26 protein-coding genes and 1 riboswitch are annotated in these 24,953 nt (G+C 38.2%); of the genes, 15 read left to right on the forward strand and 11 right to left on the reverse strand.

Annotation, left to right across the window (positions count from 1 at the left end):
• Nucleotides 1–2,034 (forward strand): alpha-glucuronidase, encoded by a 2,034-nt coding sequence (locus FN817_RS01985; protein WP_142716493.1) that lies wholly within the window; start codon nt 1–3, stop codon nt 2,032–2,034.
• Nucleotides 2,035–2,158: 124 nt separating this feature from the next.
• Here FN817_RS01985 and FN817_RS01990 read toward each other — a convergent pair whose 3' ends face one another.
• Nucleotides 2,159–2,755 carry a hypothetical protein gene (locus FN817_RS01990; RefSeq protein WP_142716494.1) on the reverse strand — a complete coding sequence of 199 codons (597 nt, stop codon included), beginning with the start codon at nt 2,753–2,755 and terminating at the stop codon, nt 2,159–2,161.
• 156 nt (nt 2,756–2,911) lie between these two features.
• On the opposite strand from FN817_RS01990, the gene FN817_RS01995 reads away from it, so the two are divergent.
• The 4 genes from FN817_RS01995 (at nt 2,912) to FN817_RS02010 (ending at nt 6,819) form a co-directional block, all read left to right on the forward strand.
• Nucleotides 2,912–3,784, forward strand: a complete 873-nt coding sequence (locus FN817_RS01995; RefSeq protein ID WP_142716495.1) for an AraC family transcriptional regulator — start codon at nt 2,912–2,914, stop codon at nt 3,782–3,784.
• An 89-nt stretch (nt 3,785–3,873) separates the two neighbouring features.
• Nucleotides 3,874–4,527, forward strand: a complete 654-nt coding sequence (gene fsa, locus FN817_RS02000) for a fructose-6-phosphate aldolase (protein ID WP_142716496.1) — start codon at nt 3,874–3,876, stop codon at nt 4,525–4,527.
• Nucleotides 4,528–4,601: 74 nt separating this feature from the next.
• Nucleotides 4,602–5,786, forward strand: a complete 1,185-nt coding sequence (gene galK, locus FN817_RS02005; protein WP_142716497.1) for a galactokinase — start codon at nt 4,602–4,604, stop codon at nt 5,784–5,786.
• Nucleotides 5,770–6,819, forward strand: coding sequence for a UDP-glucose--hexose-1-phosphate uridylyltransferase (locus FN817_RS02010; protein ID WP_142716498.1), 1,050 nt, complete (start codon nt 5,770–5,772; stop codon nt 6,817–6,819). Before galK ends, FN817_RS02010 begins: the two co-directional genes overlap by 17 nt.
• Nucleotides 6,820–6,942: 123 nt before the next feature.
• Here FN817_RS02010 and FN817_RS02020 read toward each other — a convergent pair whose 3' ends face one another.
• Together FN817_RS02020 and FN817_RS23015 are read right to left on the reverse strand one after the other, a co-directional pair.
• The gene (locus FN817_RS02020) at nt 6,943–7,575 is read right to left on the reverse strand and encodes a hydrolase (RefSeq protein WP_142716499.1); all 633 of its coding nucleotides are present in this window, start codon (nt 7,573–7,575) and stop codon (nt 6,943–6,945) included.
• A complete protein-coding gene (locus FN817_RS23015) occupies nt 7,568–7,744 on the reverse strand; it encodes a hypothetical protein (protein WP_167498798.1) in 177 nt (58 codons plus the stop codon). The genes FN817_RS02020 and FN817_RS23015 overlap by 8 nt, the downstream gene beginning before the upstream one ends.
• Before the next feature lie 203 nt (nt 7,745–7,947).
• Here FN817_RS23015 and FN817_RS02025 point away from each other — a divergent pair, with 203 nt between their 5' ends.
• Both FN817_RS02025 and FN817_RS02030 read left to right on the forward strand, forming a co-directional pair.
• Nucleotides 7,948–8,748 carry an HAD family hydrolase gene (locus FN817_RS02025; RefSeq protein ID WP_142716500.1) on the forward strand — a complete coding sequence of 267 codons (801 nt, stop codon included), beginning with the start codon at nt 7,948–7,950 and terminating at the stop codon, nt 8,746–8,748.
• 55 nt (nt 8,749–8,803) lie between these two features.
• On the forward strand, nt 8,804–9,010 hold the full coding sequence (locus FN817_RS02030; RefSeq protein ID WP_047422627.1) for a hypothetical protein: 207 nt from the start codon (nt 8,804–8,806) through the stop codon (nt 9,008–9,010).
• Between the two features lie 65 nt (nt 9,011–9,075).
• On the opposite strand, the gene FN817_RS02035 is transcribed toward FN817_RS02030, so the two are convergent.
• Genes FN817_RS02035 through FN817_RS02055 form a run of 5 tightly spaced genes read right to left on the reverse strand, consistent with a single transcriptional unit; the run spans nt 9,076 to nt 14,586 of the window.
• Entirely contained in the window at nt 9,076–9,918 is an 843-nt protein-coding gene (locus tag FN817_RS02035) for a sugar phosphate isomerase/epimerase family protein (RefSeq protein WP_142716501.1), read from the reverse strand.
• Between the two features lie 20 nt (nt 9,919–9,938).
• Nucleotides 9,939–11,348, reverse strand: coding sequence for a carbohydrate porin (locus FN817_RS02040; protein ID WP_142716502.1), 1,410 nt, complete (start codon nt 11,346–11,348; stop codon nt 9,939–9,941).
• Nucleotides 11,349–11,353: 5 nt separating this feature from the next.
• On the reverse strand, nt 11,354–12,598 hold the full coding sequence (locus FN817_RS02045) for a sugar MFS transporter (protein ID WP_142716503.1): 1,245 nt from the start codon (nt 12,596–12,598) through the stop codon (nt 11,354–11,356).
• Between the two features lie 11 nt (nt 12,599–12,609).
• On the reverse strand, nt 12,610–13,524 hold the full coding sequence (locus tag FN817_RS02050) for a carbohydrate kinase family protein (RefSeq protein ID WP_142716504.1): 915 nt from the start codon (nt 13,522–13,524) through the stop codon (nt 12,610–12,612).
• Nucleotides 13,525–13,578: 54 nt separating this feature from the next.
• Nucleotides 13,579–14,586 carry a LacI family DNA-binding transcriptional regulator gene (locus FN817_RS02055; protein WP_142716505.1) on the reverse strand — a complete coding sequence of 336 codons (1,008 nt, stop codon included), beginning with the start codon at nt 14,584–14,586 and terminating at the stop codon, nt 13,579–13,581.
• Nucleotides 14,587–15,292: 706 nt separating this feature from the next.
• Between FN817_RS02055 and FN817_RS02060 the strand changes: the two genes are divergently transcribed.
• From FN817_RS02060 to FN817_RS02070, 3 genes are read left to right on the forward strand one after another with little or no spacing between them, the layout of a single operon-like run.
• The gene (locus tag FN817_RS02060) at nt 15,293–16,186 is read left to right on the forward strand and encodes a complement C1q domain-containing protein (RefSeq protein WP_142716506.1); all 894 of its coding nucleotides are present in this window, start codon (nt 15,293–15,295) and stop codon (nt 16,184–16,186) included.
• Between the two features lie 10 nt (nt 16,187–16,196).
• The gene (locus FN817_RS02065) at nt 16,197–17,045 is read left to right on the forward strand and encodes a complement C1q domain-containing protein (RefSeq protein ID WP_142716507.1); all 849 of its coding nucleotides are present in this window, start codon (nt 16,197–16,199) and stop codon (nt 17,043–17,045) included.
• A gap of 10 nt (nt 17,046–17,055) precedes the next feature.
• A complete protein-coding gene (locus FN817_RS02070; protein ID WP_228451442.1) occupies nt 17,056–17,964 on the forward strand; it encodes a hypothetical protein in 909 nt (302 codons plus the stop codon).
• Nucleotides 17,965–18,113: 149 nt separating this feature from the next.
• On the opposite strand, the gene FN817_RS23020 is transcribed toward FN817_RS02070, so the two are convergent.
• Both FN817_RS23020 and FN817_RS23025 read right to left on the reverse strand, forming a co-directional pair.
• Entirely contained in the window at nt 18,114–18,260 is a 147-nt protein-coding gene (locus tag FN817_RS23020; protein ID WP_167498799.1) for a bacteriocin-like protein, read from the reverse strand.
• 27 nt (nt 18,261–18,287) lie between these two features.
• Entirely contained in the window at nt 18,288–18,431 is a 144-nt protein-coding gene (locus tag FN817_RS23025) for a bacteriocin-like protein (protein ID WP_002980068.1), read from the reverse strand.
• Between the two features lie 284 nt (nt 18,432–18,715).
• Between FN817_RS23025 and FN817_RS02075 the strand changes: the two genes are divergently transcribed.
• From FN817_RS02075 to FN817_RS02090, 4 genes are all read left to right on the forward strand, one after another.
• The gene (locus FN817_RS02075) at nt 18,716–19,588 is read left to right on the forward strand and encodes an alpha/beta fold hydrolase (RefSeq protein WP_142716508.1); all 873 of its coding nucleotides are present in this window, start codon (nt 18,716–18,718) and stop codon (nt 19,586–19,588) included.
• 38 nt (nt 19,589–19,626) lie between these two features.
• The gene (locus FN817_RS02080; protein ID WP_142716509.1) at nt 19,627–20,220 is read left to right on the forward strand and encodes a dihydrofolate reductase family protein; all 594 of its coding nucleotides are present in this window, start codon (nt 19,627–19,629) and stop codon (nt 20,218–20,220) included.
• A 51-nt stretch (nt 20,221–20,271) separates the two neighbouring features.
• Entirely contained in the window at nt 20,272–20,640 is a 369-nt protein-coding gene (locus FN817_RS02085; RefSeq protein ID WP_142716510.1) for a VOC family protein, read from the forward strand.
• A 98-nt stretch (nt 20,641–20,738) separates the two neighbouring features.
• Nucleotides 20,739–21,281, forward strand: a complete 543-nt coding sequence (locus FN817_RS02090; RefSeq protein WP_142716511.1) for a hypothetical protein — start codon at nt 20,739–20,741, stop codon at nt 21,279–21,281.
• 260 nt (nt 21,282–21,541) lie between these two features.
• Here FN817_RS02090 and FN817_RS02095 read toward each other — a convergent pair whose 3' ends face one another.
• On the reverse strand, nt 21,542–22,003 hold the full coding sequence (locus tag FN817_RS02095) for an Lrp/AsnC family transcriptional regulator (RefSeq protein ID WP_047422640.1): 462 nt from the start codon (nt 22,001–22,003) through the stop codon (nt 21,542–21,544).
• A gap of 198 nt (nt 22,004–22,201) precedes the next feature.
• A riboswitch (cobalamin riboswitch) is annotated at nt 22,202–22,387 on the forward strand.
• Nucleotides 22,388–22,563: 176 nt separating this feature from the next.
• On the opposite strand from FN817_RS02095, the gene metE reads away from it, so the two are divergent.
• Nucleotides 22,564–24,867 carry a 5-methyltetrahydropteroyltriglutamate--homocysteine S-methyltransferase gene (metE, locus tag FN817_RS02100; protein ID WP_142716512.1) on the forward strand — a complete coding sequence of 768 codons (2,304 nt, stop codon included), beginning with the start codon at nt 22,564–22,566 and terminating at the stop codon, nt 24,865–24,867.
• Nucleotides 24,868–24,953 lie beyond the last annotated feature (86 nt).

Here is a 24,953-nt window from a genome sequence, read left to right on the forward strand (position 1 = left end):
ATGCGATATCTGAGACTCAACATTCTATTTTTTCTGATCATTCCGTTACTGGTTTTTGCGGAGGACGGAAGTCAGCTTTGGCTTCGGTTTCCTGCAAAAAACGGAATATCGGCAGATAAAATCATTTCCAAAGGCAGCAGTCCTACCCTGAATATTGCCAGAAAAGAGCTGAGCAGCCACTGGCAGGGACAAGCGGTGGAACTTCGTACAGAAAACAAAGACAAAAACCTGAAAGACGGGTACAGGATTATTTCCAACTCTGAAAAAATTGTTATTTCCGCAGGCAAAGAAATAGGATTGTTGTATGGAGTCTATCATATCTTACGATTGCAGCAGACAAAGGCAGATCTGTCTCATTTAAATACTGTTGAAAAACCATCATACGATGTAAGAGTTCTGGACCATTGGGATAACCTGGATGGAAGTATTGAAAGAGGATACGCAGGAAGATCACTTTGGAAATGGGAAGATCTGCCAGGGAAAATTTCTCCGCGCTATGAAGAATACGCAAGAGCAAATGCTTCTATAGGAATCAATTCCGTTGTTTTAAATAACGTCAATGCATCTCCGAATATGCTTAGGGAAGACTATCTTAAAAAAGTCAAGGTTCTGGCTGATATTTTCAGACCTTATGGCATCAAGGTATATCTTTCAGTGAATTTTGCTTCACCTAAAGTGCTGGGCGGATTACAAAATTCAGATCCATTGAATAAAGATGTACAAAAATGGTGGAAAGATAAAACTGCTGAAATTTACAAGTTGATTCCCGATTTCGGCGGATTTCTGGTGAAAGCCAATTCCGAAGGACAGCCGGGACCTCAGGATTATGGAAGAACCCATGCAGACGGAGCCAATATGATGGCCGATGCCTTAAAACCTTACAGTGGGATCGTCATGTGGAGAGCTTTTGTCTATAGCCCGAGCAAAGACGACAGAGCCAAACAGGCTTATCTTGAGTTTGTTCCTCTGGACGGTAAATTCAGGGATAATGTGATTATTCAGATCAAGAACGGCCCGGTTGATTTTCAGCCCCGTGAAGCGTTTAATCCTCTTTTCGGAGCATTAAGAAAAACTTCCGAAATGGTAGAATTTCAGATCACCCAGGAATATCTGGGTTTTTCAAATCATCTCGTTTTTCTGGCTCCTTTATTCAAGGAAACACTGGATAGCGATACCTATTCTGACGGCCAGGGCTCTACAATTGCTAAAATTACAGACGGTACCTTAAGACCTGCAAAAATTACTGCTATTTCAGCCGTTGCCAATATCGGGGAAGATACCAACTGGACGGGACATCATTTTGCTCAGGCCAACTGGTATGCATTCGGGAGATTGGCATGGAATCATCAGCTGAGTTCAGAGCAGATTGCCGATGAATGGATTAAAATGACCTTCACAGACGATCAGAACTTCCTGAATCCGGTAAAAGAAATCATGCTTTCTTCCAGAGAAACCGCTGTGGATTACATGATGCCTTTAGGATTGCACCATATCTTTGCGGGAGGACATCATTATGGCCCTGAACCGTGGGGAGATTATAAAGGCGGAAGACCAGACTGGTCACCAGTCTATTACCATCAGGCTGATGCTCAGGGATTGGGTTTCAACAGAACAAAAACAGGAAGTAATGCTGTTTCACAGTATTTTCCACCGCTTAATGAAAGATATGGAAACATTTCAACCTGCCCGGAAAATCTTATCCTGTGGTTTCATCATGTTCCATGGGATTATACAATGAAAGATGGGAAAACCCTATGGGATGAGCTGTGTTATACCTATGATTCAGGAGTGAAAAAAGTAAGGGAATATCAGAAAATTTGGGATAGAATGGAACCTTACTTAGACAAAGAGCGATTTTCTGATGTTCAGTCAAAGCTCAGAATTCAGTCAAAAGATGCGGTATGGTGGAAAGATGCCTGCCTGCTGTATTTCCAGACTTTTTCCAAAAAACCGATTCCTTACGATATAGAACGTCCTGTTCATAAGCTGGAAGATCTGAAAAAGATCAAATTGGACATGGGGCATCACAATTAAAAATGAGGCAGCTCTTTTTCCTGATCGGAACGGAGCTGCCTCAAAACAATAAACTGTAAGTAAAATTTTAATCCAAAATAATTTGGAATGATCGATATGTCAATCTATCTGTATATATTCCTGTTTATCGGAGAGAAATTATTTTATTAAAAACATTTCCGTTTTCTTCAACCTGGATGATATATTGATCTGCTGTTTTCGGGTCAAGATCAAAAGTGATATCCACTTTGCCGTCAGCATATTTTTTGTTTGAAGTATAATATGTTGTATTGGAAAGATCATATACTGAAATGCTTACAGGCCCTTTCGCATCAGACATGTGAAGTTTTGCCATATGCCCGGAAATAGTATATTCAGGCTTATGCACAGCACTTACAGGTGTTTTTTCCACCTCCATTACATTATCAGCATTGATTTTGATTTTGTATTTCTCTATCTTCATTTCTGATTCTGCTACCAGATAATAGGTTCCTGGCGTAAAGCTCTGAAAATCGTAAGACTTTATCAGATGATCTCCATCTGCAAGATTTTCGAAAAACAGCTCGTCATGTGCAGTGTTATAAACAAAAACAGAAACACTTTTAGCATTTGAAAGCTCAAAGTTCAATGTTTTGTCTTGTACGTTTCCAAAGGAAAGGGAAAAATCTCTGTCCTTACTCATTACATTTGCTGAAACCAATAAGGCTCCTGCAAAAAATACGGCTTTTAATAATGTGCTCATGGGTTAACGCTTTTAGGATTACTATTGCAAAGCTATGGCAGCAATAGTTCTCAGGCTATAATTAAATTTTCATATTTGTGTACTATATTAACCTTGTTTAATGATATTGATGTATTATTTGTTAATTTTGCATATGAAATTATTTGTTTTTGCTCTATGAAACATGTAAATCCTTCTTTTGAGGCGATAAGGCCAACCATAGGAAGCAGTTTTACCAGCCTGAAATTTCTCACCAATGAGAATATAAAATCCCATGTCTGGCATTATCATCCTGAGATTGAGCTGATTTTTGTATGCAAAGGTTCCGGGAAAAGACAGATCGGAAGTAGTATCTCTTATTTCTCGGAGGGTGATCTTGTCCTGATAGGAAGCAACCTTCCACATTGCGGACTGACCAATGAAAGTACGCATAATGAGTATGAAATGGTCATTCAGTTTAAACCCGATTTTTTAGGAGAGCCTATCTGGGACCTGCCGGAGATGCAAAGGATTTCAGCGCTGCTTGAAAAATCAAAAGCAGGAATCGTATTCGGGGAAGAGGTGAAGAAAATAATCGGGAAAGAGATTACTGAGATGCATGAAGCTTCATCTCTGGACAAGCTGTGTAGATTTCTGAAAATATTGGACGAGCTTTCTGTGACTCAGGATTACAGGATTTTAAATGCAGGAAAATATTACCTTCAGACACAGGTTGAAGACAATGAAAGAATCAATCTTATATTCAATTACGTTAAAGATCACTTCAAAGAAGCCATAACCCTTGAAGAAGTGGCTGATCTTGCCAATATGAAAGTCCCGTCTTTTTGCCGGTATTTTAAAAAAATCACCAATAAAACCTTTACGCAGTTTGTTAACGAATACAGAATTACCCATGCCCTTAAGCTTCTGGCAGAACAGCCTTTGAGTATCACAGAAGTTTGCTTTGAATCAGGGTTTAATAACTTCAGCTACTTTAACAGGACTTTTAAAGACTATATCCAAAAAAGTCCTTCTCAGTACCGGAAAGAATTTAATTACTTTATGGAGTAATTTTTATGAAAATCTGAAAATTAGCCTCCGGATTATGATTTATTAAAATATAAGTGTAAATTTAACACTTATAAATAACAGTCATATCTATGAAATTTTTTATTGACACTGCCAATCTGGCGATGATAGAGGAAGCCAGCACCCTTGGAGTTCTGGATGGAGTAACCACCAATCCTTCGCTGATGGCGAAAGAAGGTATTTCGGGAAAGCATAATATCCATAATCACTATTTGGATATTTGTAAAATTGCTGATGGAGATATAAGTGCGGAAGTACTCGGAATTACTTTTGAAGAAATGATTAGAGAAGGGGAAGAGCTTGCTGCATTACATCCACGGATTGTTGTAAAAGTTCCTGTAACCAAGGACGGAATTAAAGCGATCAGGTATTTTTCTGAAAAGGGAATAAAAACCAATTGCACTCTTGTTTTCTCAGCCGGTCAGGCTTTATTGGCAGCCAAAGCTGGGGCTACTTATGTTTCTCCGTTTCTGGGAAGACTCGATGATGTTTCTACAGACGGTCTTCATCTCATCTCAGAAATCAGAGAGATTTATGACAATTATGCTTTTACTACTCAGATATTAGCTGCTTCAGTCCGACACAGTATGCATATTATCAATTGTGCAAAACTCGGTGCTGATGTGGTGACCTGTCCGCTGGCTCCGATACTATCTTTACTCAAACATCCGCTGACAGATTCAGGATTAGACCAGTTTATTAAAGATTCACAAAAAATGAAATAAGATTGGGCAGAAAAAGTATAATTTCTCTGTTATAAATTCAGTAGTTTTATACTTTAGAGCACCCAGATATTGATATGCATGAACAGTTAATTAACCCAACCCTACAAAAGTTTAAGGCCGAATTCAAAGCAGAGCCAGAACACATCTTCCTTTCTCCCGGGAGAATTAATATTATCGGTGAGCATGTAGACTATAGCGACGGTTTTGTATTGCCCGCTGCCATAGATAAATACATTTGTTTTGCTGTCCGTAAACTGCCACAGTCTAATTTTTGTACCATTATAGCCAAAGACCTAGGAGAAGAATATACATTTGATGTCACAATAGAAGTAAAACCTGTACAGCAAATGTGGATGAATTATATTCTGGGTGTTTTCAGCCAGTTGCAGAAGTCGGAAAACCAATTTTGCGGAATGGAAATTGTCTTCAGCAGTACCATTCCGATGGGATCCGGACTTTCTTCTTCGGCAGCCCTTGAATGTGGTTTTGCCTATATCCTCAATGAACTTTTTGATCTTCATCTCACCAAAAAAGAAATCGCGGTAATCGGGCAAAAATCAGAACATACTTTTGCAGGAGTTCAGTGCGGAATTATGGATCAGTTTGCCTCCGTTTTCGGAAAGGAAAATAAGGTAATTATGCTCGACTGTAATTCCCTGGAGCATCAATATTTTGATGCTGACCTTAAAGGATACAGCCTGCTGCTTTTTGACAGCTGTGTAAAGCATAGTCATCTGACATCCGGCTATAACGAAAGACGCAGAGATGTAGAACATGGTAAAAAAGTCTTATGGAAAAATTTCCCTGAAATTGAAAAATTCCGGGATTTTACATTGTCTATGCTTGATCATACAAAGGAAGAAATGGGAGATATTTCATATAAAAGATGTCTCTATCTGTTGAAAGAAATCCAAAGAGTAGAAATGGCGGCCAAAGCAATTTCGGAAGGAAATATTGAATATCTGGGAACACTTCTCACGGAAACCCACGCCGGATTGTCCACTGAATTTGAAGTCAGCTGTAATGAGCTTGATTTTTTGGTAGAAAACACATTGCAACAGGAAGGGGTGCTGGGAGCAAGAATCATGGGAGGTGGCTTTGGAGGCTGCAGCATCAACCTGATTCAGGAAAACAGAGCTGAAGAAGTGATTAAAACCATCAGTGAAAAATATCTTGAACATTTTAATATTCAGATGAAAGTTTACCAGGTTAAAATTTCAGACGGGATAAAAGAATACACCAATGAATACATCATTTGACCCTAAAAAACATCCCCACAGAAGATACAATCCTCTTTTGGATGAATGGTTGCTGGTTTCTCCGCAGCGGGCAAACCGTCCATGGCAGGGGCAGAGAGAAGAAACAGCAGAAGAAAACCGTCCCGAGTACGATCCGGACTGCTATCTCTGTTCAGGAAATATTCGTGCTAACGGAGACCGAAACCCTGCGTACCAGGGAACCTATGTCTTTAACAATGACTTTGGAGCCTTGTTGAATGAAGAAGTTGAATTTTCTGAGGAACAGTCAGGATTTTTTACCCTTCTTCCGGAACGGGGAATCAACAGGGTGGTTTGTTTTTCCGAAAATCATAGTCTTACCTTACCGGAAATGTCTGTGGAACATATTAAAAATGTGGTGGATGTATGGCAGGAGCAGTTCAATGAGCTGGCGGCTCTGGATCATATCAATTATATTCAGATTTTTGAAAATAAAGGAAGCATCATGGGCTGCAGCAACCCTCATCCGCACGGCCAGATATGGGCACAGTCGTCCGTTCCGGCAATGGTTCAGAAAACCCAGGATCAGTTGAAGTCTTATTTTGAAAAAAATAAAAAAACATTACTGGAAGACTATCTTGAGCAGGAAATGGCGGCTGGTGAGCGCATTGTCACAGAAAATGAACACTTTGCCGCATTGGTGCCGTTTTGGGCGTCGTGGCCTTACGAAACAATGATTATCAGTAAACAGAAAAGAGAAAATATTGCGGAATTTTCTGAAGAAGAAAAAGAATCTTTTGCCGCTGTGCTCAAGGATTTGACCACGATCTATGACAACCTTTTTGAAACCTCATTTCCTTATTCTGCGGGGATTCACCAATCGCCTACAGATGGCAAAGAACATCCGGAATGGCATTTTCATATGCACTTTTATCCGCCGTTACTCAGAAGTGCGGAAGTTAAAAAATTTATGGTAGGATACGAAATGCTGGCTGAGGCTCAGCGGGACATTACCCCGGAACAAAGTGCCGCAATATTAAGAAACCTTTCTACTATTCATTACAAGAGAAAATAATAAATCAATATCCGGAATATATTTTTTTACCCGGGAGAATTAATATGATCGGCAAGCATGTAGACTACAAATAAAAAAGGTCTGAAGATTACTCAGACCAAAATTATTAAATGTTAAGTACACTTACCAACGCAATGTTTCTACAAAAAAAGAACCGTTTTCCATTAAAGAATTAAAGAAAACAGGTTTGGTATCCAAACGGTTCCAGTCTCTTTGCAGTTCACAAGCCAATTGTGTTACCGAAGAAAGCTGTACACCCGCTTGCTGCATTCTACTCAATGCCGTTTCGTGTGCTATGGCAGAAGTTCCGCCCACAGCATCTACAATAGTGTATACCTCGTAACCTTCTTTCAAAAGATCAAGAGCCGGAAAACAAAGACAAACCTCGGTCCACAATGCACAAATGATTAATTTTTTCTTGCCCAACGCTTTTACTGCATCCTGAAACTGCTGGTCTTCCCACGAGTTCATGGTAGTTCTGTCAATTTCCTTTACATCCGGAACAAGGTCTTTAAGATGTTTAATGGTAGGTTTGTTAATGCCACTTTCCACATTTACGGTGGTCACCACGATCGGAAGATTGAAACCTTTGGCAAGTTTGGTAACTGTAGAAATATTTTTTACCAATTGCTCGTGATCCATAGATCTTACGGAGTTAACCTGTAACGGTTGATAGTCGATAAGGATAAGTGCTGAATTTTCCGGTGAAATAAGATGATCTGTCTTCGGATCTCTGATAGGTGTTATGCTACTCATTTTTAAACAAATTGTATTTAATTATTAAATAAAAAAAGAATTCATTGATTTTAAAAGAAGCAATAGCTTCTTGAACGCCAACACCTGCAACGGTAAAAAATGAAGGTGAGGCTAACAAATATACCTCTTTTAGCGGGTTGAAAGCTGCAAGTCCGGAAGATTTTAACATATTTTACATTCTATATTCATTGTCGATGCGCATATGTTCAGAAACCATAAAGATAAAAGAACATGCTGAAAAATATCTTGAGCAGGAAATCAATACGAAATGACGGCAGCATGGGATATTATCCGGAACAAGTGTAACAATATTAAGAAACCTTCACCATTCATTACAGGAAAAAATAATAAATCAATATCTTTGAAAAGAATATGGAACAGATTAAATTAATTGTGACGGACATGGATGGGACATTTCTCAATTCCAGCCATGAAATGAGCCCTGAGTTTTCGGATGTTTACCAGGAACTGAAAAAAAGAAATATTGTTTTTGTACCCGCAAGCGGAAGACAGATGCCGGGCATTACCCATTATTTCGGAGAAATAGAAAGTGAGATTGGTTTTATTGCTGAAAACGGAGGCTATATAATTTATAAAGATCAGGAGCTTTTCGCCGATACACTAGAATATCAGTATATTGTTGAGATCATCAAAGCTGTCCGCGAAATACCGGGTGCAAAAGCCGTACTTTCAGCTAAAAAGATGGCTTATTACGAAACCGAAGATCAGCAGTTTGTAGATTTTTTCTCCAAATACTATACTGAAAACATGAAGAAGGATGATCTGACAGAAAAAATTGATGATACCGCCTTTAAAATAGCAGTATATCATCCTGAAGGTTCCGAAAAATATCTGTATCCGGCCCTTAAAAGATTTGAAGAATTCGGTCTTGAAGTGGTAGTCTCCGGGGAGTATTGGCTGGACGTTATGAATAAGGATATCAATAAAGGGAACGCTTTGAAAATCCTTCAGAAATCGTTGGGGATTTCTCCTGAAAATACGATGGCTTTCGGAGATTATATGAACGATATAGAAATGCTGAAGAATGCCAGATATTCTTACGCCATGAAAAATGCCCATCCGAATGTAAAAGAGGTAGCTAATTTTGAAGCATGTACCAATGACAGCTTCGGAGTTCTTAAAACGATTAAGGACTATCTGAATTTGAATTAATTCATCCGTACACCAAAATTTCATTATACTTTGAACACCAATTAAAACTGATAATATGAATACATCAACCGGTAGAAAGCCAGCCAAAACATGCTATGAGCATATCGGCGGAAAATTAGGGCAGCTTCTTTTAGAACAATTTGTAGAGAAAGGCTGGATTGCTAAGGATAGCCCTGCTGACCGTAACTATTATATTACGGATAAAGGACAGGAAGAGTTTACAAAACTGGGCATTGATCTGTCACAAATAAAAGCAGAATAGAGCCCAATCACTTTTCAATCCATTGAGATAATAATCGGGACCAACGTGAGTGAACCATTGTTTAATTAGTTTTTGAAATGTTTCCTTAAAAAAGCAAGACTGCCTTCAGCCAGCTCCTGAGCATCATAAGGTGATTTTTGCCATAATGAAACCTTTTCCTGCATTCCGGAAATTGAGGAGCTGAAATTTTCAAGAACCAGATTTCCTTCAAAATTGATTTTTTTCAATGCTGAGAAAAACTCTTCCCAATTGATTGTCCCTTCTCCCAGCATACCGCGGTGAGATTCTGTAATATGAATATGCTTCAGCATTTTCCCGGAATTGATGATCGGGTCATAAAAATTATTTTCTTCGATATTCATATGAAAGGTATCAAGATGAAGGAAGAGATTATTTTTGCCTGTTTTCTTAATAATCTCCAGGACATTTTCTGCGGTATTGCAAACATACGATTCATAGCGGTTTATAGGTTCTATGGCGATATCTATATTTCTGCTCCGGGCGTAATCTCCCACCTTGCACCATACTTCAGCAATGATTTCTTTTTCATTTTCTGTAAGTGGTTTTCCGGTAAAGACACCTATTCCACTGTGTAAAACTCCTGCCAGCAGATTGGTCTCCAGCTCATCAGCTTTATCAATTGCTTTTTTGATCAGCTTTTCTGCTGCTTCAGGATAAAACGCAATATGAGCATCTTTGGGAAGATTCAGCGAACATACAACCTCCAGATGATTCTCTTTCAGCTGTTTTTTTACTGTTCCGGCATCAAAATCCATTGAGCACGGAAGCAGTATTTCGATGAGATCAAACCCGGCCTGAGCAGTTTTTTCTATAGCATATTTTCCTGATTCTGCATTCCATAACGGAGTAATCCAGGAGAGTAGGGAAGCTCCAAACTTTATATTCATTATATTTTATTTATTTTATTTTAAAAAATCCACCATTCTGTTCGTATTCCGAAATATGTCCCGAATCTTTTGGCTCCTGACTGTTGTAAAAATGGTGAATAAAGACTGTTCAGAGCCTCATCATTATATCTTGATACTTCAGCAATAAAACGGATGTGAGGTCTTGCCCAGACACTGCGTTCCGCTGTAGGAACAATGGTGGGAGCCAAAACCAGTTTCATCATTGATGCGGCATCCTGGGTTCCGTTTTTTCGTGCTGCATAATGGAATTCGGAAAGAATATGAAACCAGTTGTTAAAATAGTAAGTGGCCCTGATTCCTGTATTAAATTCTGTTTTCCTGTTGAAAATTTCACGGCTATAATAATCTGAAGCTTTATCATTACTGGCTGATCCTCCTTTACTCTTCGTGAAAACGGCATAAGGATTAAGTGACCAACGGTTGGAGATATTCCAGAGGAAATGTTCAACAACCGTAAAAGAGTATGCTCCTTTGTATGTTTTTGTAGTTTCATCAGGTGCTCCATAGGTACGCCAGGTCTGTGTATTCCCATTATCGCCTCCATTAGCAATTCCGGTTCCGTATCTTACAGAAAACTGATTGAATGAACCCGGAATTTTTGTTGCAATATCTGTATTTAATTTGGCTCCAAAAACCCAACCCTGATCTGACGGGTATTGCTCTACGGAATTTTCTCCCGATTTTTCTACATGATGAAATTCTGCCAGTAATTTGAGTTTATGTTTTGTATTTTTAAATGGCAGCGTCTGTTCCAGGACCAAAACTTCTCTCTGCCTGTAAATGAGGTTTTTTGATCCGCTGATCACATTGGTGTAAGAATAGGGTGTAGAGTTGCTGGCAGCAGTATCAATAGCTGCAGGGAAAAACATGGAAAATCTTGTGTTTTTATGCCTCAATCCCCAACCGGTTGCCGAATGGTCATCAAAATAAAAATAATCTGCAATGTGAATATCATCATATCTCAGCCATCTTGATCCGGCCCAGACATCCCAGTCACTTCCCATAATATTTCTGGCCTCAACAAATGCTTCCGGTAAGGCAACAATCATTCCCTGATTGGATTTTGAATCTACATTTCCCAGAAAAGTTCCGCCTGAATAAAAGCTCAGCCTTGCCTGCATATCGATCTTTGTACTTTTTGTACTGTCACCGTTTACCACGGGACTAAAATGGAAAGCTGGCAAGAAATCAACATAATCTCCCTGATCCATTCTGCCTCCTAAAGATCCCTGGTTGTTCAGGTTCAGCTGTCTCCCGGTTTTGCCATCAGCATTTGGAGAATAACCAGCTCCGATTCTCCCGGTTGTACCAAAGGAAAATTTTTTGTTGGTTATTACGATCTGGGCATTAATTCCCTTGCCGGCGCATACAAGTAAAATGCACCAGGCTAATAAAAGCTTTGTTTTCATAGGAATTATTTAAGTGTTTTGGGCTTATAGAATTTTAAAGCAAATAATAAAATAACTACATAGCAGAGAATAGGAAGGAGATAAGCATGAGCAATATCTTTTTCGGCAATTCTACCCATGATCGGAGGGAAAACAGCGCCTCCAAACATGGCCATAACCAGAAATGATGAAGCCTGCTGAACTTTTGATCCTAATCTTTTAAGTCCAAGACTGAAAATAGTTGGATACATCACACTCAGGAACAGGTTGAGCAGAATAAGGCTGATAAATGAGGCCCATCCGAAGCTTTGGGAAATAATCAGGCACAGAACGATATTACATGCGGTAAAGATAGTCAGCAGCTTGTTGGGAGCAATGAATCTCATCAGGAAAGTTCCGATAAATCTCCCAATCATCATCATCGCCATGCTCAAAGAAAAATAATAGGAAGCCTGTATCTCCGGGAGATGCATTTTCTCGACACCGTAATTGATAAAATAAGCCCATGTTCCGCCCTGTGCGGCAATATTGAAAAACTGGGCAATCACTGCAAATATAAAATGCCTCTGCTTATAGAGCGGTGCGTGTGGATCTGACACAGACAGGTCTTCTCCTTTTTCATTTTCTGAAATAATGATATCTTCTGCATGAGGATCTTTGAGATCCGGTACTTTGATAAAGCTGAAAATAATGGTAATCGCCAGAATTACAATCCCAATCCATGTATAAAGATTTTTTACAGAATCCAGAGATCCTGTTCCGGAATCTGGAGCTCCAAAAATGAAATATCCACCCAGCAGAGGACCGATGATAGCTCCTAAACCATTAAATGATTGAGCAAAGTTAACCCTCTGATCACTCGTTCTTTCATCACCAAGAGCTGCTACAAAAGGGTGGGCTACCGTTTCAAGAGTTGCCATTCCCATAGCAAGTACAAAAAGAGCCAACCTGAAAAAGTCAAATGAAGAAGTATTAGCTGCCGGAATGAACAAGAAAGATCCCAGTGCAAATAGTGAAAGTCCCAGGATTACCCCCAATTTATAACCAAACCTTTTCATAAAAAGCCCGGCCGGAATCCCCATAAGTGCGTATGCACCAAAAATGGAAAGCTGTACCAGCCCGGATTTGGATTTTGAAATATGAAGAACGTTCTGGAAATGCTTATTCAATACATCACCCATAGTAAGTGCAATGGCCCAGAAGAAAAATAATGACGTAACAAAAGACAGGATGATATAATATTTCTTATCTGTAAATTTTGGAGTATTCATATAGTATGTTTTTAAGAGGTTTTACAGCTGTTTTTTTCTCTGAATGCCTTGAATTCTTCATAGGTATAATCCGGACATGCTCCCGCTTTCGATGTGATAAAAGCTCCCAATGACGTTGCCTGTTTCATGATCTCTTCCGGGGATCTGCCCTGAATTCTTTTAGACAGGAACCCGGCAAGAAAAGAATCCCCACTTCCCACAGTATCTGCAATTTCAATATGAACCGCCGGGAAATTATAAGCAGTACCACCTATAAAGTATCTGGCACCTTTGCTTCCTTTGGTAAGAACAATTTCATTCAAATTAAAATAGGCCTGAAGATGTCTGATGCTGGTATCTTCATCAATATAATCTTCACCGAGATATTCAAGAATGGTTCTAAGTTCTGCCTTATTCATTTTAACAAGATCAGCTTTATGCAGTAATTTTTTAATGAACTCAAAATCGATAAAAGGAGGACGGAAATTAACATCGAAAACCCTGAATTGTGAATATTCCAAAAGTTCAAGCAGAGTAGTTTGGGATGTTTTATTTCTTGTAATCAGACTTCCAAAAACGAATGCTTCTGAATTTTGAATAAGTTCCCTATGTTCCGGCAGAGGCTGGATATAATCCCAGGCAACTTCCTGCACAATTTCATAAACAGCTTCCCCATGTTCATCAAAATCAGCAAGCACCGTTCCTGTAGCTTTTTCCTGATCTACCTGTATGAAATCTGTTGTTATTCCCCAGTTCTGAATTTGATTAAGAAGACAGTGTCCTAATTCATCGTTGCCAATTCTGCTCAACATTTTAGTATCGATTCCCATTTTGAAAAGGTTGTAGGCAACATTAAATGGCGCACCACCAGCTCTGGATCCGGTAGGGAAGATGTCCCACAGAACCTCTCCAAAGCAAACGACCTGGTTTAATTTATTTTTTATCATGATAGGTTAAACGTTTAAGTTATTGTTTAAAAAAAATGTTTTATGTTATATTAATTATTTTAAAGAGGCTTTGGCAATCAGTTTTGCGGATAATGTTACCCTTTTTCCTGTCGCTGTATACTCATTGATCTGTCCGTCCAGTAGCTTGATTGCCTCTTCAGCCATCTCTTCAATGGGCTGCTGGATGTAGGTGATCTCCGTAGGGAACAGATCATACGCATCGGTTTGATCAAATGCAACTACAGAAACCTGCTCCGGAACTTTTATATTGTTTTTAACGAGGTAGGAAAGTCCCGCTACTGCAAGTTTATTACTGGAAAAATATAATGCTGTATTTTCAGGTTTTTTTCCCAAGCTATTTTCAAGCTGATAATGTACCTCCTGTGCTATGTTTTCCAATCCTACCAAAAGATATTGTATTTCAGCTGTTTTGTTGGAAGAGCTTATTGCTTTTTCAAAACCATGCTGTCGGTCCAGCAGATGTGGAAGTTCAGTTTCGTAACCAATATAGATCATTTTATCAAAATCCTTATTAAGAAGCAGGCTGGTTGTTCTCTCGGCTATCTCCTGATTATCAATGGTAATTCCGGGAACAGAAACTCCTTTAAGATATCTGTCAATAGTTACAACAGGATATTTAATATGAATAAGATTCTCAAGTGTCTTTTCTGATCCAGCTACCGGGGCAACGATCATTCCGTCTACCTGTTGCTGCGAAAAGAGTTCGGTAAGTTTTTTAAATTTTTCTGCATTTTCGTCAGAACTGCCAATAATCAGCGTATAGCCTAATTTTAAAGCTTTATCTTCCAGATTCCTTGCCATATGAGAATAGAAGTCATTGGAGATGTCTGCAACGATCAATCCCAGAAGCTTTGTTTTATTGGTTTTAAGACTTTTTGCGATCTTATTGGGCGTGTAGTTAATCGTTTCAGCAATTTCAAAAATTTTTTTCCGGGTCTCCTCGCTAATGCGCTGTCCTTCCTTTTTGTTGAGAACATAAGATACTGTGGCTACGGAAACTCCTGCCAGTTTAGCAATATCTTTTATAGAAGACCTTTTCATTGTATTTTATTAATGCACAAAAATATTTCATAAAATAGTAAAAAAACAATAGCTGTGTTTTTTGACAGTTTCAGAAAAAAGTGTAATTTCGCACATTTTTTTAAAACACCATAAATATTTCATTTTCAGTATTTTAAGTAGTAAAGGTGTATTTTAATATGAACAAATTGTTAACTTATTTAATGTAATAATTGAATTTGGTTAAACGTTTATCCAATATTTTTTTTAAAATTTTATATTTTCTGTCTATTATTTAAATTATAGTAAAGAAAAATTATCATTGGTTTGAATTTGGTGGTATGCAGATTCCAGAACATAGGTTTGAATCTCTCACCCTTCACAATTATTATAACAAAATAATACAAAAGCTGTAAAATATTTACCGCTTTTTTGTTTTATGCAGGTACAAAAGTGCTAAATAAAAAGCTATAATCTTTAAACTGATTATTTATTAGCCGGTAAAAAATTACCTGATCATTTTCTTTTTTAAAATATCCGGATGGTAGTAATGACAGAATAATCAAATTCACAAAAAATCTATCGGGACATCGAAATCTATCGATAGGTTATGTTTTGCCTGATTACTAAAAATCAACAATTTTGCAAAAAAAATTATTATTGACCCGATGTTTACATCCATGAAAATAAGATTCTAAAAACACATTTAATAGTGAGGGTTAACTCCTTTATTACCTCAAGTGAGAATATGAAAAAAACACATAAAACACTGATTTTACCTTGTTGCTTCTTTATCAATTTATTGAGTGCACAAGTAGGAATGGGAACAAATAATCCACAAGGGATTTTACATGTAGATGGAGCTAAGGATAATTCTGCTTCAGGAGCACCAACGGCAACGCAAGTTTCAAATGATTTTATTGTAAATAAAACAACAGGATTCATTGGTGCAGGAGTTCTTAATCCTCAGGTGCAGTTCGATATCAGATCAGCAGGTGCTGAAAATGCCCTTGGTCTAGGGACAACAACGATGTCGGCGGTGGCTGCAGGTGCAGGTGCTACACGATACGATGTAAACAATATACCGGTAGGTCCTAAAATAGAAGTGTCTGATGGCGCAGTATGGCACAAAGCTTATATTGCTCCTCAAAAGGCAGTGATTGTTGTCCGTAAAATTGTAAGTCAGTCTATACCCTCTGCCTCTGCAACAACTATTGTTAATTGGAACGAGGTACGTGACATGAGCAATAGCTTTGATCCCAGCTCAGGTGAGTTTACAGCTCCCCGAAATGGAACTTATACTTTTTTATTAACATTCAATTTTAGTGGAGCCGTTATTAGTGATGGGTCCAGAGTTGAGTCACAATTTTATAATCCCACTACAAACCTGGTTCTTGCCAGTGTATATAAAACTTTCGGCCAGTCTATGACAGGTACAGCTGATGACGCTAATTCTACCCGGTCAACACAGGCTGGAGGATCAAGTACTGTTACCCTTACTCTTACTGCAGGAACTAAAGTAAGTGTCAGACTATATCAAAATCTTACTTCAGGGGCTATTCCGCTTAGAGTGACAACTGATTCTTCGAACCCTGCAAATCCAGATGATGGATTTAACAATTTAACCATAATAGAACATTAAGATATAGATTATGAAAAAGAAGATCAGTATCACTTATAAACTATTTGCCTGTATTTTATTTTTTTGTGCAACCAAGACAATGGCGCAAACAGGATTTTTTACTCCTACACCTGCACAACCTTTGCATATAGATGCGGGAAAAGATAATGGCCCAGCACCTGATGCAACAAAAATATCTAATGATGTTGTTATTACGTCAGAAGGGCAGGTTGGTTTTGGACTTTTAAACCCGGTTACTAAAGTAGACCTGAGGTCTTCATCCGACCAGGGAATTATTGGTTTAGGGAATAATACACAAACCCCTTCTGCAGCAGGAGGAGGAGCAATACGTTACAATAACAGTGGATTCCTAGAATATTCTGACGGTGAACAATGGATTGCATTGCCATTGACTGCTCCAACGAAAGCACTGGTAAATGCCAGTAAAGGCTCTGCGCAAAGTATTCCAAGCGCAGCTTCAACGGTTATTACAGATTGGATAGAAACAGTTGATTTAGGTGCTGGCGTCGGTGGGGATTTTGATCCTTCTACTGGAATTTTTAAAGCTCCCCGTGATGGGTTTTATCTGGTTTCTTTCAATATTACCCTGGCCAATGGAAATATCCCTAAAAATACATTCATAGAAACCGCAATAGAAAGCAGTCAAAGTACAGATAATATTCCTGTATTTAAAACCATAAATTCTTATCCTGCTTTTCAGGCTGGTGCGGTAAGTAATTATATAAGTGGTAATTGTAATGCTATTTTCAACCTTAAAAAAGACGATACCATAAAATTCAGCATCAGGCATAATATAGGCAGTGCCCGAAATACGTTGAATGACAGTAGATTAAATAATTTAAGTATCAGTGAATTGTAAATACGTAATAATGGGACGAAAAAATAAAATAAAAAAATTGATCAGTGCTGTTATTGTTTTGTCACTGAACATAACCTATGTAAATGCTCAAATAGGAATAGGGGTACCCAATCCGACAAACCCTCTTGAGGTTAAAACAGATGCCGGTAATATTATAATCAATAGTTCCGGAAAAATGGGTACAATGGTTGCCAATCCCAAGGTCGCTCTGGATCTGCGAGGTGGAGCAAATAGTTCTGTGGCTATTGGGAATACTGCAAAAACAGCTGCCCAGGCCGGGGCTGGGGCATTACGGTATGTTGCAAGTCCGGCTATTGGAGTAAAGGGATACTTGGAATTTTCCGACGGTTCAAACTGGGTTAGTTTTTTTCCTAAAGGGAAACCGCGTATTGTAGTAATGGCAAGTAAAACAACTCAGGATACCTATGTATTTGAAAGTGCAACTCCTTCAGAAATAGGACCCAAATCCGGCATAGTTCAGAGAAGATCCTCTTATTTAACGAACTGGACTGAAAAATTAGATTCTGATTCAGGGGTTCCAACCTCGAATTTCAATCCTGCTACAGGTGAGTTTACAGCACCGCGTGATGGCGTTTATTTTGCAACATTTACTTTTGCCTTACAATCCAGCCAGGTAAATACCGGTGCCAATAATCAAACAGAAGCAATTTGGGAAGTCAGAGATTCTGCCGGCAATATTACGCAAAGAATAAAAACAAATAATGGATATGCTTCCGATACCGGAGGAAGTCCAAATGCCGTACCGGTAGGTTCAGCCTGTACAGTAAGCGTATATCTCAATAAAGGCAGCAAACTAAGACCTTTTACCTGGATTACAGTAGGATTTGATGGTACAACGAGCCAGTTTGATGTTTCAGGAAGCGGTGCTTACAATGCGCTTACAATAGTCGAACAATAAAGATATTTTAATAGGGTTCAACAATCTAATTGTATTTTTTTCAGTCTCCCGATCTGATTTTGGGAGATTTTTTGAACGAAAAAGTGAACTTAAAATAAAAACCTGCAACTCATAGGAATTGCAGGTTTTATTTTGGAGAATACAGTGTTCTAACTTAATATTTCACATGGTGCTACACAGATCACCCAGGGACATCTCTTGATTCCCGGAGGTGGGCAGCAGGCTTCAGAGCAGCTCAATGCTCCGCCATTAATATTCTTCAACTGATCTCTTGAAATTTTTTTAGAATTTTTCATAGTCAAGTAATTGAATTAAACTAAAACTTAAGGCTGGTTTCCACCACCGCATCCGTCATATGGCATACATTGCCATTTTCCGCCGATTAAGCAAAGCTGTCCGCCTCTGCAGTCGATGCCTCCCTTAATTGTTTTCAATTCCTGTCTTTCGATTTTCTTTAAATTTTTCATAATAATATAGGTTTAGTTCTATTCGAAATTAATCAATTTTTATCAACTGTTATAGAATTATCATGAAAATATTTACTTTCAATAAGTTTATTGTTGGATGTTTTCCTTTGAATTTCCTATAATTAAGTAAAATGTAATGCATGTAAAGTACGCTGAACAGGCTTTGATAAAGGAATGTACAAAGATTGATTTGTTTTGGATAAAATCTTGTCTTGTGACAAGTTGGATTTCATAATGACTTACTAATTTTGGTTAAAAGTTGAATCACCAAATCCAATACTATTATGAAAAGTCTATTCAAATTCTCTATCCTATTAAAATCAGTAATGATTTTAATTATTACCGTTATCACATCCCAGGTATATGGACAAAAAGTAAAACCTTCTGAAAGTGGTTATGCACCTGTTAACGGTATTAAAGTTTATTACGAGGTCTATGGCAAAGGAAAGCCCATTGTATTGTTGCATGGTGCCTTCATGACGATTGATATGAATTGGGGCGAGCTGATCCCGGAACTGTCTAAAAACAGAAAAGTAATAGCGCTTGAACTACAAGGGCACGGGCATACTCCGTTTTCAGAGAGGAAATTATCACATGCTGCTTTGGCGAGTGATATTACAAAGGTAATGGACTATTTGAAAATTGATAAAGCCGATGTAGTCGGATATAGCTTTGGAGGAGAAGTGGCTTATCAGTTGGCAATACAAAGCCCGGAAAGACTGAACAAGCTGGTTATCATTTCATCAACATATAAAACTAGCGGCTGGCTGCCTGAAGTAAATAAAGCACTTGAAGGGATGAAGCCCGAACTCTTTACAAACAGCCCTATGCATACTGCCTACAGCGCCGTAGCACCTGATAAAACAAAATGGACAAAGTTTCTGGAGCAGATGATCGCTTCTGCCGGACAGCCATTCGATCTGGGTGATGATAAGATTGCTAAAATTTCAGCACCAGTTTTAATTATAGCAGGTGATAATGATGGACTGGATAAAACTGAGCTATCAAAAACCTATAAATTATTGGGAGGTGATGTTTTTGCGGATATGGGCCCAATGCCAAAATCTCAATTGGCTATTGCTCCAGGGCAAACCCATGTGAGTCTGATGATGCAGACCGCAATGATTCTGAATTATCTGAATGGTTTTTTGAAATAACCTGATATAATATAATAGCATTTAAAAAATTAAATATAATGAGAAAAATAACTGTCTTATCAATGATTACAATGGATGGTGTGATGCAGGCACCCGGCGGCCCCGAAGAAGATACATCCGGAAACTTTCAATATGGTGGATGGACCGTATCGTATGGTGATGAACTTTTCGGTGAAATCATGCAGGAAGAAATGAAACAGACTGATTACCTTCTGGGGAGAAAAACATTCGATATTTTTTCATCTTATTGGCCTCAGCATGCTGAATTCTGGCCGGGAATCAACGAAGGAAATAAATATGTGCTTTCTCAAACTATGGAAAACTCAGATTGGAAGAATACCTTTTTTCTCAAAAATCTGGATGACATCCAAAAGCTTAAACAATCCGAAGGTGCTGATATTCAGATTTGGGGCAGCAGCGAACTTGTGCATCTGCTTTTGAAACATGATCTTGTAGATGAACTTCGCCTAAAAATTTATCCGTTGATTCTTGGTGGAGGAAAAAAGCTGTTTGATGATAATTCGGTTCCGGCTGCTTTTGCTCTGACGGAGAGCCATATAACATCAAAAGGAGTTATTATAGCCAATTACAGACGTTCCGGTGAGATTGTGACTGGCAATGTTGAAATGTAAACAGGGACTTTTAATGGATTTTTATTTTTCACAACTGCTAAACCTACAATAATGAATACGAAATTTGAAGCCGGAATAAATATTGCCATAAAAATTCCAAAAAATAAATATGAAAAAACGGTAATCTTTTATAGAGACATCCTAAAGTTAAATGTTGAAGAAAAACCGATTAATAATCCAACGGTTTCCAGAACCCATGAGGTGAAATTCGGGAATAATATCATCTGGCTGGACTGTGTGGATAATTATACCCATTCCGAAACCTGGTTACAGCTTACAGTTCCTGATGTAGAAGAAGCTACAGAATATCTTCGATCAAACGGCGTAGAAACCTGTGACGAAATTGAAGAACTTCCTGAAAATATGCATTGGATTACGGACCCTGCCGGGACGGTATTCAATCTACAAGAAAGAAAATAACAGAGGTGAGAAAGGTAATGTAGTAAGTTGTTTAAAATGTGGTTTTAAACAAAATTTTAATACCTTTAACTCTCAAATCATTAAAATTTTAATCATCCATGAAGACGAAACCATTCACTTTCATCTTGATCCTTTTTTTTCAACTGGTAAGTATCAACGCATTTTCACAGAAAACAGCAGTTCTAAACTCTTTATTAGATAAAAATTCAGAATTTATTTTTCCACAGACTCCGGATAAAATCTCAAAAGCATTGAACATAAAAACTGTGTTTTATGAAGATGCCAACGAAGAAAAATATGCAAAATGGCCTATGAAGACAGGATTGGAGCTGTATTGCAGCCTGGGCAAAGATAATGCTGTTAATGAAATGTTTTTTGTCACTTCAGATAATAAGCCCGTAGTGATAGAAGGACTTCCATTTGGGCTTATCATGAATAAAAGTACACTGCAGGACAGCAAAACTAAGTTCAGTAAATACAATGCTAAAACGCAGAAACTCGGTGCAGGCAGTGAATTTCCGGGAGGTTCAAATCTGATTTTTAAGAAAGGAAAACATTATGCAACCTTGTTTTTTGATAATAAAAACCTGCTAAAATCTCTGAGACTTACCACAGAACTGATTGATCCGGCTGCCAATTAATTTTAGAGACTTTCAAATACTATAAATCCGTCATTTTTTGGCGGATTTTTTCAATGTATTGAATGAAGTGCAGCGCGTAAAAATGTTTTGGATTTACGGTCTCCTCACATCAGGGAATGATTCATTATGGGCTTTAAAGGAAACTAATTGAACGGAAAATTGAAAAAATTGAGAATTAAAATAACATAGCTTAACCTGTTAAATCATAATGATTTGCAGGCATCATCTTTACTTTTTTAATTCTCAATTTTTCATTTTTATTATATGGTCAGTCCATGATTGTTTTTCACTTCAGCCATGACAAACGTACTGTGGGTGCTTCCGATAGAATCTACAGATCCCAGTTTGTTAAATACAAAATCCTGGTAATGTTTCATATCCCGTACCTGAACTTTCAGAAGGAAATCAAAGTCTCCGGAAATATTGTAGCATTCCGCCACTTCTTCAATTTCTAAAATTTCTTTTACAAAATCATAGCCTACAGATCTGTCGTGAATTTTCAGCTTGATCTGGCAAAAAACTGTAAACCCACGGTTGAGTTTTTCAGCATCAAGAACAGCTGCATATCTTTTCACAAACCCTTCCTGTTCCAATCTTTTTACTCTTTCAAAAACCGGTGAAGTGGAAAGGTTCACTTCCTTTGCAAGCTCTTTAACGGTCAGTTTTGCATTTTTCTGGAGCAGCCTCAGCAGCTGTACATCCTTATCATCGAGTTGTTCCACAGAATATTATTCTTTTAGATTATAAAAACAATCAAATGTAAAGAATTATATGCTTTTATTTGTGTTTTTAAAAGTTTATTTTGCTTAATTAAATAACTTTAATTGAATATTTATTCTATGTTATTAATTTTACACAAAATTAAAAACTTTTACTGATGACCATGGTTATAGGTAAAAGTACAACAGTTCTTTAGAGATACTTCATCAAACAGGAAAGGTTTTACTTAACGTAGATTAATAGGGAATCGTGTGAGAATCACGAGCTGTCGCGCAACTGTAAGTAACATGCCAAAGGTTTCTGTCCTTGCATATCCACTGCCAAAAGCGGGAAGGATGACGGAAACTGTTACAAGTCAGGAGACCTGCCTTTACTGAATTGACAATGCTTTCGCGGTCTGAAGCTTTTGGGTCATACAGATGATATATCGGATGTATACATTTTCTCTGTAAAGGAAATTGTATTGTTTGTTATATCGTGATCCCAGAAACTTTTATCCGTTAAAACATTACGAAGCATTTTAAAAGGACTTTACCATTAAGTTTAATTAAAAAGTTTAAAAATGCAAACTCACATTCTGGGCTATCCGCGTATTGGTAGCAAAAGAGAACTCAAAAAAGCCTGCGAGCAATATTGGTCAGGTAAAATCCTTTTGGAAGAACTTCTGAATACTGGCAGAACGATCTGCAACCAAAACTGGAACATTCAGAAAGAAGCAGGAATAGATCTTATCCCATGTAATGATTTTTCATACTATGATCAGGTATTGGATATGAGCCTTGTGGTAGGAGCAATTCCCACACGTTATCATGAAGTAGTGCTTAGAAAGAACAACTCTGAGCTGGATCTTTACTTCGCTATGGCAAGAGGATATCAGAAAGAAGGATTAGATATCACTGCAATGGAAATGACAAAATGGTTTGATACCAATTATCACTATATCGTTCCCGAGTTTTATAAAAATCAGCAGTTTAAACTGAGTTCGGATAAAATTTTCAATGAATTTGCAGGAGCTAAGCAGGCAGGAATCAATGCAAAGCCGGTAATTATCGGGCTGGTTTCTTACCTGCTATTAGGAAAAGAAAAAGAAGAAGGATTTGATAAACTGGATCTGGCTGGAAATCTTCTGTCCGTATATACTGAGATTTTAACCAAACTTCAGGATCAGGGAGCAGAATGGATTCAGTTTGATGAACCTTTTCTAGCGTTGGATTTAACGGAGAAAGCCAAAGAAACCTATCATTTTGTTTACACTGAAATAAGAAAACGCTTCCCAAAACTGAAATTGATTGTGGCCACTTATTTTGAAGGATTAAATGATAACGGATCACTTGCGGCATCACTTCCTGTGAATGTATTGCATATTGATCTGGTAAGAAACCCGGAACAGTTGGATGAAATCCTGAATGCTATTCCGGAAAGCTTAAGCCTTTCATTAGGAGTGGTTGACGGCAGAAACATCTGGAAAAATGATTTTGAAAAATCTTTGTCTTTCATCAGAAAAGCAGTTGACAAATTGGGATCTGAAAGGGTTTTAATTGCTCCTTCCTCTTCATTGCTTCATTCACCATGTGATCTTGATTTTGAAACCAGTCTTAATCCGGAAATTAAAAACTGGCTGGCTTTTGCCAAACAGAAAGTGGCAGAGGTGGTAACGCTTAAAGAACTGGCATCCGGAACAGAAAATGAACAGATTCTTGCTTCTTTTGAAGAAAATAAAAAAGCAATTGCAAGCAGAAGAACATCCTCGCTTATCCATAATGATGAGGTAAAGCAAAGAGCAAATGCTGTTACTGAAAAAGATGCACAAAGAACAAATACCTTCAAAATCCGCAAAGAAGAACAGCAGAAAGTCCTTCAGCTTCCTTTATTTCCAACAACAACCATCGGGTCATTTCCACAGACCACGGAGGTAAGAAGCTGGAGAGCAAAATTCAAAAAAGGAGAGCTTACGGCAGAGCAGTATGATACTTTACTGAAAGAAGAAACCCAGAGAACCATCAACTGGCAGGAAGAAATAGGAATAGATGTATTGGTTCACGGAGAATTTGAGCGTAACGATATGGTGGAATACTTCGGGGAACAGCTGGAAGGTTTTGTATTTACGAAAAATGGCTGGGTACAAAGCTATGGAAGCCGTTGTGTAAAGCCGCCTGTGATCTTTGGTGATGTTTCCCGGCCGACACCAATGACGGTGTATTGGTCTCAGTATGCACAATCCCAGACTGAAAAATGGGTAAAAGGAATGCTTACAGGCCCCGTTACCATTTTACAATGGTCTTTTGTACGTGATGACCAGCCTCGTTCAGAGACGTGTAAGCAAATTGCTCTGGCCATCCGAGATGAAGTTGTGGATCTTGAAAAAGCCGGAATCAGAATCATCCAGATTGATGAGCCTGCGATAAGAGAGGGGCTTCCATTACGGAAAACAGACTGGCAGAACTACCTGAAATGGGCGGTAGAAGCTTTCAGAATTTCAGCAAGCGGAGTGGAAGATGCTACACAGATTCACACCCATATGTGCTATTCGGAATTCAATGATATTATTGAAAATATTGCTGATATGGATGCAGATGTGATTACCATAGAATGTTCCCGTTCTCAGATGGAACTGCTGAATGCTTTTGCAGACTTCAGATATCCGAACGAAATCGGCCCCGGCGTATATGATATCCATTCCCCAAGGGTTCCGTCCAAAGAAGAAATGATTGAACTGTTGAGAAAAGCCCAGAACGTCATTCCGGCCAATCAGCTTTGGGTAAATCCAGACTGCGGACTGAAAACAAGACACTGGGAAGAAACCGAAAAAGCTTTGATAGCAATGGTGGCAGCCGCTAAGGAAGCCTCTGTAGAATATGCACTTTAAAAAACTTTAAAATAATTAGATTCAATAATTCAGATCGTGTTATGATTTTCATAGCACGATCTGTTATTTTGATGATCCTCACTTTC

The organism is Chryseobacterium rhizoplanae, from assembly GCF_900182655.1.
GTDB lineage: Bacteria > Bacteroidota > Bacteroidia > Flavobacteriales > Weeksellaceae > Chryseobacterium > Chryseobacterium rhizoplanae.